We start from the raw sequence: 8,305 nt of genomic DNA, 5'->3' as shown, positions 1-8,305 counted from the left end.
CCGCTTTAGAGATCCCTTCAGCATGAATATCAACGTAACGGTAGTTGAAATCATCACGCTTAGCTTTAAGTGTTTCAGCATGCTCTTTTGCACGAACACAGTATGGACAAGCCGGGCGACCAAAGATTACTACGAACATATTCTCTTTCTCCTGTTTTTTGTTAGATGCAACTATGCCCGATTCAAAACAGGAAATAAAGCGCCTTTTTCCTCTTGTTTCGATAGCTCAAATCTATCGAGCAAAAAAAATCGCGCAGTAGGTGCGCGATTAAGACTGGGTGTGCTTTTGATCTAGAAAGCCATATAAAAGAAAGGGTTTTTACTGAAAATTGCACTTGGTCAATTTTATTTCAACGGATTGAAGGCAAGCTAATCAAACGGCAGTCACAGGGAGTGTTTGGGTATGTTCCAATTTATGACTTCGACCAGAATTATTTTTGGCGAAGGTGCCTTTCAATCGTCACTATCTGTCTTAAACCAGTATGGTTATAGCGTGTTACTGGTGACAGGGAAAAACATCGAGCGAGCTTCCTCCCTCCTTCACTATGTCAAACAGCAATCTATGCGTTATCAGCATGTGGCAGTAAGTGGCGAGCCTAATATTACTATGATAGAAGAAACCGCTTTGGTGGGAAGAAAGTTTAAGCCCGATATGGTGGTTGCTATGGGTGGTGGCAGTGTTCTTGATATGGGAAAGGCACTCGCGGCTGTTATCCCCAACCAAGGTGACGTCTATGACTACGTTGAAGTCGTCGGGCGAAATGTTCCCCTTAAGTCTAAACCGCTGCCTTTTATTGCCATTCCAACCACGGCAAGTACTGGCTCAGAAGTGACTCGCAATGCAGTACTCCGATCAGGGCAAGACCAAGTTAAAGTCAGCTTAAGAAGCCCAGACATGCTTGCCGATGTGGCAATCGTCGACCCAACCTTAACTTATGGTACCGATAAACTAACCTCAGGCAGAGGGGCAATGGATGCGTTTACTCATCTGATGGAAGCGTATGTCTGTGGCGACCCTAATCCTTTGACAGATATGATATGCGAAGAGGGACTACGCCGCTTAAGTGAGTCAATCTTGCCTGCGTGTTTACAAGACAACTATAAAGCGAGATCGGATATCTCATTTGCTGCAATGCTTGGAGGGATGTCGATAACCAATGCCAAGCTCGGTGCCGCTCACGGCTTAGCGTCGGCTTTAGGTGGAAAACTCGATGCCCCTCATAGCATCATTACCGCGCGTTTGGCTCCTTTTGTTATGCAGGAGAACATTAATGCGGCGAAACGGGCAGGACGAAGTGACGTACTTCACCGCTATTCAAAGATTGCGCAGATCCTTACGGGAAGGGTTAACGCGTGTAGAGAAGATGCGATTCTGTGGACTAATATGATGTTAGAGAAGTTGGCCATTCCTAAGCTCAACACGTTTGGCGTTTGCTCTACCTCTTTTGACATGGTTGCTGAAGATGCACTTAAGTCAGTAGCGATAAAAGGGAATCCACTGCCACTGACCCAAGAGCGGTTAACCTATATTCTGGGCCAGGTGTGTCAGTGTAAAGGGCGTTGTGAAAGTACTGAGGTGATTGGAACCACGTCAAACGCGACACTCTTGACTCATGAAGATACGAGAGATCAAGGCAGCTATGAGGACGGCTAAGTCGCGGTTGTTCATGTGAAATAGAAAACGGAGCAGTGAATGCTCCGTTTTGTTTAGAATTGTGATAGCTTGTCGTAGCGTGAATCTTTCAACACATCTTTGACGCGTTTTAGGTTTTCTCTAAAGCCAGTACCGCGACGTAGTGTGAATCCTGTTGCTAGTACATCGATAACCGTCATCTGGACAACACGGCTTGCCATCGGCATGTACACATCAGTGTCTTCAGGGACGTCCAATGAGATCGACAGAGAGCTCGCTTTGTCTAACGGAGAGTCTTTGGCGGTGATCGCAATTACGGTCGCACCATTCTCACGCGCTAAGTTAGCTATTTCTACTAGGCTCTTGGTACGGCCAGTGTGTGAAATAAGCACAATCACGTCGTTGTCAGTACAATTAATGCAGCTCATACGTTGCATTACAATGTCTTCGAAACAGGTGATAGGGATGTTAAAGCGAATGAACTTGTTTTGCGCGTCTTTCGCTACAGCCGAAGACGCACCTAAGCCAAAGAATGAGATACGCTTAGCCTGAGTAAGCAGATCAACCGCTCGATTGACTTGCATAGCGTCTAGGCTATTCTTAGCCACGTCCAAGCATGCCATTGTTGATTCGAAAATCTTATGCGTATAAGCGTCAGGACCGTCATCTTCCTCTACGTTTCGATTCACGTAAGGGGTCCCATTTGCCAAGCTTTGAGCTAGGTGAAGTTTAAAGTCTGGAAAACCTTTAGTATCCAAACGACGACAGAAGCGGTTAACAGTCGGCTCACTTACATCAGCCATTTTTGCTAGTGTAGCAATACTAGAATGAATAGCGGTCTGTGGTGATGCCATGATGACTTCAGCCACTTTTCTCTCGGACTTGCTAAAATTTTCTAGATTCTTTTGAATTTTTTCTAATGTGTTCATAGTGTTCACGAGGGTATAGAGAACAACTCACTGGATATGCCCGAAGTTACTAAGGGGATAAAAAGAGGACCCCAATAAGGCAAGTGCAATCCAGCGCCATGCAGCCAGTATAAACCTAAGCTTAAGGTTTAAGACATCTTTTCTAGTATTCAATTGGCCAATATATGACAAGCCTCAAACAAAATTTTGTTAAAACTACAGAAATATCTATTCGAGCAAGAAAATTGACGTTTTTTACGTCGTGTTGATAGGCAAATTACACTTTGTTCGAAATAAAGTTTCAGTTTGACTAGCTGATCGACAGTATATTGTTGGCTAACTGTTCAATTCGAGCGAGCAACTTGGGTGCTTGCTTAGCGATTTCACGCTGCTCTTCGAGTACGGAACTCAGTATATCGCAACTGGTTAACGGGTTTGCTAATACCACGCGGAACACAAGGGTGTTCAAGTGGTCCCAACGCTCAGGGTTTAAACGTGTGCGTGATACAAATGATTTGCCCGTTTCACGCTGACGTTTCTGGATAAACTTGGTGAGTTCGTTAAGCAACTCGTTGAGCTTTTCGGTTTGTTTTCCTTGCGACTTTTCTAACGCGAGGCGAACTTGCTGAGGTAAGTAGCGATAGGTAAGAAGGCATAATTCCGGCTCAGAAACCAATTCAAAGTCAGGCTGTTGTGCGATATGGTTGGCAAAGAACTTAGCCTTTTCGATACTTTGATCAATCAGCAACTCATAGCCAGGTCGGCTAATGATATGCATCGCTGCATAGACAAGCATTGCCATCCCAGAGCGAGAGCCTTCAAGCGTATGGCTGCCTAAGTCTTTTGAACCTTTACGCAGAATGTATTGTGCGTGATGCTCAATCGACTTCATCGCGTCGGGTTTTTTAAACAGTACCATGCCTGCGCCCATAGGGATGTAGAGCTGTTTATGCGCATCAATGGTTACGGAGTCGGCAAGCTCGATGCCGTCGAGAAGATGACGATAGTTATTCGACATCAGAGTGGCACCGCCCCAAGCTGCATCAACATGGAAATGGCACTCTTCTTCTTGGCAAATCGCTGCGATGGCTTTCAGTGGGTCAATACTGCCCGTTTCAGTTGTACCAGCAACACCAATAACGGCAAAAGGCTTGATGTTTTGTTGTTTTAACTCTTTGATACGCTGTTTTAGCGACTTAGGGCAAATTCGATTGTCGTTGTCGGTCTTAACCGCGACCAAGCCTTCTTGACCAATGCCAAGTACATCTGCGGCTTTTTTAAGAGAATAGTGACCTCGCTCAGAAACAAGTACGGCTAATCCTTCATAACCGTAGTGCTTCATAGCTTTGAACAGCCCCTCTTTCTCAACGCCCTTGAAACCAGCATCTGCTCTAAGTGCGTTGTTACGAGCAACCCAAAGCGCAGTAATGTTGGCTATGGTGCCCCCGGAGCAGAATGCGCCGAGAGAGTGGTTAGCACTGTGCATCCATTGGTCGTAAAACTGAGTATCTTCGCCATAAATAAGGCGATGAAGCATGCCTAGAACCTGTCGTTCAAGGGGCGTAAATGCCTTAGATGTCTCGATTTTTACTAGGTTTTGGTTTAGCGCGATCATGATTTTTGACAGTGGCATTAGGAAATAAGGTAATGCCGATGTCATATGACCGATAAAACTCGGTGCAGAAGTATGCACAGATTGAGAAACTAATGTATCAAGCAGATGTTGAGTATGTTCTGAGACAAATTCCGGCTGTTCTGGGATAGACGCGTGAGAGAAGTCTTTTTCTATATCGCGCAGTGGTTTTTCTTCAGCCACGATATGCTCGCGCAAAAACTTGTTCAAGTTGCGCGAAAGTTCTTCTTCAATTTTGGTTAGCGTTGAGTCTGGCCCTTCAGGGACGGTGAAGATTCGGAGTAAACTCTCGAAGCTCACATCAGCCGTTTTTTGTTCCGATATCATACAGCTTTATTGCTCTAATCATTTTTGTTGCAGCGGGACAATCTAAACGAAAACGGGAGCAAAGTCCCGTCTTAATTATCGAATCTTAGATTTTAGCTAGCGCACACACTCTTAAAAGGCGATGCGCTAATAAGCCTTAAGCTTACTGGCATTGAATCGCTTCTAGTTGTTTAATTGATGCGTTGTATCGTTTAAGCGCACTATCGATCTTTGTTGGGTGACTCAACAGATCAGCAAATGCTGAACGTAGTTGGTAGTTCTTTTCATGCGGTTTAGCTTGGCGATCTTCAAAAGTGACCTTAGCAACTTGCCCAAGCTCATCACTGCGTGATGCGAGCACTTTGATGTCTTTCTGCTCTAACTGAAGCCAAGCTTCAACTGGTTGGTTGGTTGCTACTTTTACTGGATCGTTTTCCAAATAGTAGTGTACCGCAGTTCGGTTGAGCTCAAAGTGGTTTTTACGCCCTTTAAGGAACCACTGGCTAACCTCTGTTAAGTCTGGATACTGTTCTGAGGTCAAGGTGGCTAAATCTTCATACCAGTGTAAAGACGCGTCGATGTAAGCATCATATTTTTTAGCTAGGCAAGCATTATCGGCTGCGGATGCAAACGTCGAAGTCGCAGCGAGCAACATTGCAACGAGAGTGCGTTTCATAGTGATTCCTTTTGAGGCGATTTATTATAGTTTCTAGTTATCTAATTTAGTGTCAACTAAATTACTTGGGCATTCCATGGTTAATATAGATGTTTTAACTGATAATTCCTGCGATCTAGCCTGCAAGAGAGACAAAGAAAAGCATCAAAACTGGAACAAGCAGGCTGAGGATAAAGCCGCTAACTATGGCAATAGGCACACACCTCACCCCACCAGTTGTTTGGATAACGGGTAGGGTAAAGTCCATTGCCGTTGCCCCAGCGTAACCAATAGAGGTACATGGATTGCTACGAATAAACAGCGGGATCAGCACCAATGCAATCAGTTCTCTAAGCAGCTCGATCATAAATGAAGCACCACCGTAAACGGGGCCGAACGCGTCACCCATCAAAATCCCTGCTAGAGAGTACCATCCAAACCCTGATGCCATCGCTAGGCCTTGGAATAAATTGATGTCGAGGATCATCGCAGCCACGACTCCACCGACTAAAGAGCTACCAATAATGACCACCGCGATGATCATACCATGTTTGTTGAGCAGTATTTGGCGTAAGGTTAGTCCACTGTTACGCAGTTGGATGCCGATAAAAAACAGTAAGATAAATAGTATCCATTCACTCGCCGTGTCCACCCAGCTTAAATCAAGCGGGATCAATAAGCCTACGATTAGACCGCCACCGACAACTAACACCAGTTTGGCTGATTCCATCGCCATTTCTGAGAGAGGCAGTTTGTTTTGGCTTGCGTCTGTCTTTATTGGTAACCATCTGTCGATAAAGGGCAAAACCGCCAGATTCGCCACACTTAAGCAGGAGAAAAACACCGCGGTGGTTTTTAAGATTAACTGCAAGTTTTGGCCCAAGTTATCCAACGCTGCTAAGCTTAGCCCCATTAGGGCCAGAATTACGTAGATCAGGTTAGATGTAGACGAGTTGATCCTGTCTAGAAGCGTTTTGCTAGATATAGATATGAAATACCCCACGACAAGTGGGGCAAAGATAAATAACATCCCTGAAAACATGATGGTTCCTGTGTAATACCAATCTAAATAAGTATCTGGGCATTCTTGCTGGTTAAAATCGCTGATAGCGGCGTTATAGATTTTGTAGGTAGGTCAACTAGCTAGCTGCAATCTATGCCTTGCTCTAAGCGATTTTTCCTGCGCAATTATCTGATCACCTACTTATCCAGATTGGTATAAAGTTTATAGACCGCTTGCGCTAATGAGTTCGTCAATCTGTGTATTGAACTCAATATCACTTAAATTACTGAGTTTGTACAGTATATCTGCGCCAGTTACATCAAATTCTACCGTGTGTTCAGCAATATGTTCGTCTTGTCGACGGAACATCAATATATGGTTAGCTATTCGAGCAATGTCCAAATAGCTAACAGGCATTGAGCTGCTGCCATGAACTTGATTGGCTGCCACAGCTAAGAAGTCATCATCAAACCCCCAACTCTCCAGTACCAATTTGCTCGCATTTGAACACTGACGATCAAAAATCTGAAAGGCGATATCTTCTTTAAGGTAGTTACCTTGCTCTAGGTAGTTGTGGTATTCGTTGACAATACAAAACAGGCCAATATCAGCAAGCAGTCCACAGAGCAGTGCCTTGTCGGCTTCTAAGTTATTGTATGCTGTTGAGCCAGACTCCTTAAACCCTCTCACGACTAGTACCATGGTTGCTGCCAGTTCACGTGAATTGGCTGCGCTTTCAATCAATATCTTATTGCACGAATGGCTAAGGTTCACTGAATGCTTGAGCTGTTCAATTGCTTGAGCGGTCACTATGTCTCGTACGCGAAGAATGCCTAGGCGAGAAACCGCAGTAACCAAGTCGGTACAGGTGATGTTACGGCGGTTGAAAATCACTGAGTTTGCTACGCGAATAACGATAGCTGCAAGACCAGGGTCCTCAAGTAGACAATCTGCTACGTCTGAAACAGTCGTGCACTCTTGAGTGCAAAGCTGTTGTATTTTGAGTACTACATCAGGAATTGGAGGAAGCGAAATGCTTCTCGACTTAATAGAGTGTTCAATCAGGGTAGAAAACTCAGACTCTATACCTTTAAGTAGTAAATCATTGTTCTCTGGAAGCCAGTAAAATGATAGGTGGTTCATAAACAATTTTTAGTTATTTGACTCTAGTGAGTTTAACTTCTAGCTAACTATATTAGCAAACAATAATTTTTCAGCGACGATAATTTTCGTAGCAATTTATCTATGTGTCAAAACGTCATTATTATCTGTCATACGCAATGTTTTGTGATTTTTCTCACGATATAATGAAAATAGTTTCTCATTGCTGTGACGAATGCACAGACTTATTTTTTGTTGTTAACTATCATTCTAGAGACTTATTTATCAGCCATGCTATCTAATATAAAACACACTACAGTTTGGTTGAGTTTGTATTTTTTCGCTTAAAACTGCTGCTATCTGGTGATCACGACTAATCGGGGTATTTGATTAAGGATCAATGGATATGACAGAGCAACTATTTATTCAATACGTACAAAAGTTTGGCGACTTTCAAAAACGATCTATGTTTGGTGGTACAGGGTTGTTTAGAGACGAAGCTATGTTTGCACTGCTCAGTGCAGATAAAATATTCATCAGGGGTGGTGAAAAGCTAGACGAAACTCTCAATCAACTAGGTTGTGAGAAATACCGTCATGTAAAAAAGCAGACTACTGCAACAGTAAATTACTACGACATCACTGAACTATTTGTTGACCAACACCAACAGATTAACTACCTAGTTGAACAATCGATTCACTGTTCGGTTTCGCAACGCGAATTTAAACGGTCTTCTGCGAATCGACGTTTGCGTGATCTTCCAAATATGCAATTGACTCTTGAACGCATGGTTAAAAAAGCGGGGATTTCCGATGTGGAGACCTTTATTGAGCTTGGTGCGCCGGCGGTATTTTCGCGTGTTAAGCAAGCTTATGGTAGCGATGTGGATGTGAAGTTACTTTGGAAGTTTGCGGGTGCTATTGAAGGAACACATTGGAAGTTGATTCAAGAACCGCGTAAGCGTCAATTGTTGGCAAGTTGCCACTAATAGAGTTAAATAGAGCCTCTATTTGATTTCGTTCTCTTACCACTTCAGAGGATAAATAGAAGTGGAATGCTCTAATGT

Annotated in this window: 7 protein-coding genes and 1 pseudogene; 2 read left to right on the top strand and 6 right to left on the bottom strand. The window is 43.7% G+C overall.

Features of this window, described 5'->3' with window-relative positions; genetic code table 11:
- A partial coding sequence (locus QTO00_RS10555) for a GrxA family glutaredoxin (protein WP_331424744.1) occupies window positions 1-139 on the bottom strand: 139 nt, incomplete at its 3' end.
- A 264-nt stretch (window positions 140-403) separates the two neighbouring features.
- On the opposite strand from QTO00_RS10555, the pseudogene QTO00_RS10550 reads away from it, so the two are divergent.
- Window positions 404-1,553: pseudogene (locus QTO00_RS10550) on the top strand (iron-containing alcohol dehydrogenase); the annotation flags it as partial.
- A 154-nt stretch (window positions 1,554-1,707) separates the two neighbouring features.
- Here the strand turns inward: QTO00_RS10550 and QTO00_RS10545 are convergent.
- From QTO00_RS10545 to QTO00_RS10525, 5 genes are all read right to left on the bottom strand, one after another.
- On the bottom strand, window positions 1,708-2,562 hold the full coding sequence (locus QTO00_RS10545) for a MurR/RpiR family transcriptional regulator (protein ID WP_038207237.1): 855 nt from the start codon (window positions 2,560-2,562) through the stop codon (window positions 1,708-1,710).
- 289 nt (window positions 2,563-2,851) lie between these two features.
- On the bottom strand, window positions 2,852-4,501 hold the full coding sequence (gene panP / locus QTO00_RS10540) for a pyridoxal-dependent aspartate 1-decarboxylase PanP (protein WP_331424743.1): 1,650 nt from the start codon (window positions 4,499-4,501) through the stop codon (window positions 2,852-2,854).
- Between the two features lie 142 nt (window positions 4,502-4,643).
- A complete protein-coding gene (locus QTO00_RS10535; RefSeq protein ID WP_038207240.1) occupies window positions 4,644-5,156 on the bottom strand; it encodes a hypothetical protein in 513 nt (170 codons plus the stop codon).
- 115 nt (window positions 5,157-5,271) lie between these two features.
- Window positions 5,272-6,177 carry a lysine exporter LysO family protein gene (locus tag QTO00_RS10530; protein ID WP_331424742.1) on the bottom strand — a complete coding sequence of 302 codons (906 nt, stop codon included), beginning with the start codon at window positions 6,175-6,177 and terminating at the stop codon, window positions 5,272-5,274.
- 183 nt (window positions 6,178-6,360) lie between these two features.
- The gene (locus QTO00_RS10525; protein ID WP_331424741.1) at window positions 6,361-7,281 is read right to left on the bottom strand and encodes an HDOD domain-containing protein; all 921 of its coding nucleotides are present in this window, start codon (window positions 7,279-7,281) and stop codon (window positions 6,361-6,363) included.
- Window positions 7,282-7,639: 358 nt separating this feature from the next.
- Here QTO00_RS10525 and QTO00_RS10520 point away from each other — a divergent pair, with 358 nt between their 5' ends.
- Window positions 7,640-8,227, top strand: a complete 588-nt coding sequence (locus tag QTO00_RS10520; RefSeq protein WP_331424740.1) for a TfoX/Sxy family DNA transformation protein — start codon at window positions 7,640-7,642, stop codon at window positions 8,225-8,227.
- Window positions 8,228-8,305: the final 78 nt, after the last annotated feature.

Source organism: Vibrio sp. M260118 (assembly GCF_036533755.1).
In the GTDB taxonomy this organism is placed as follows: Bacteria; Pseudomonadota; Gammaproteobacteria; order Enterobacterales; family Vibrionaceae; genus Vibrio.
This window is presented reverse-complemented; position numbering and strand designations above follow the sequence as displayed.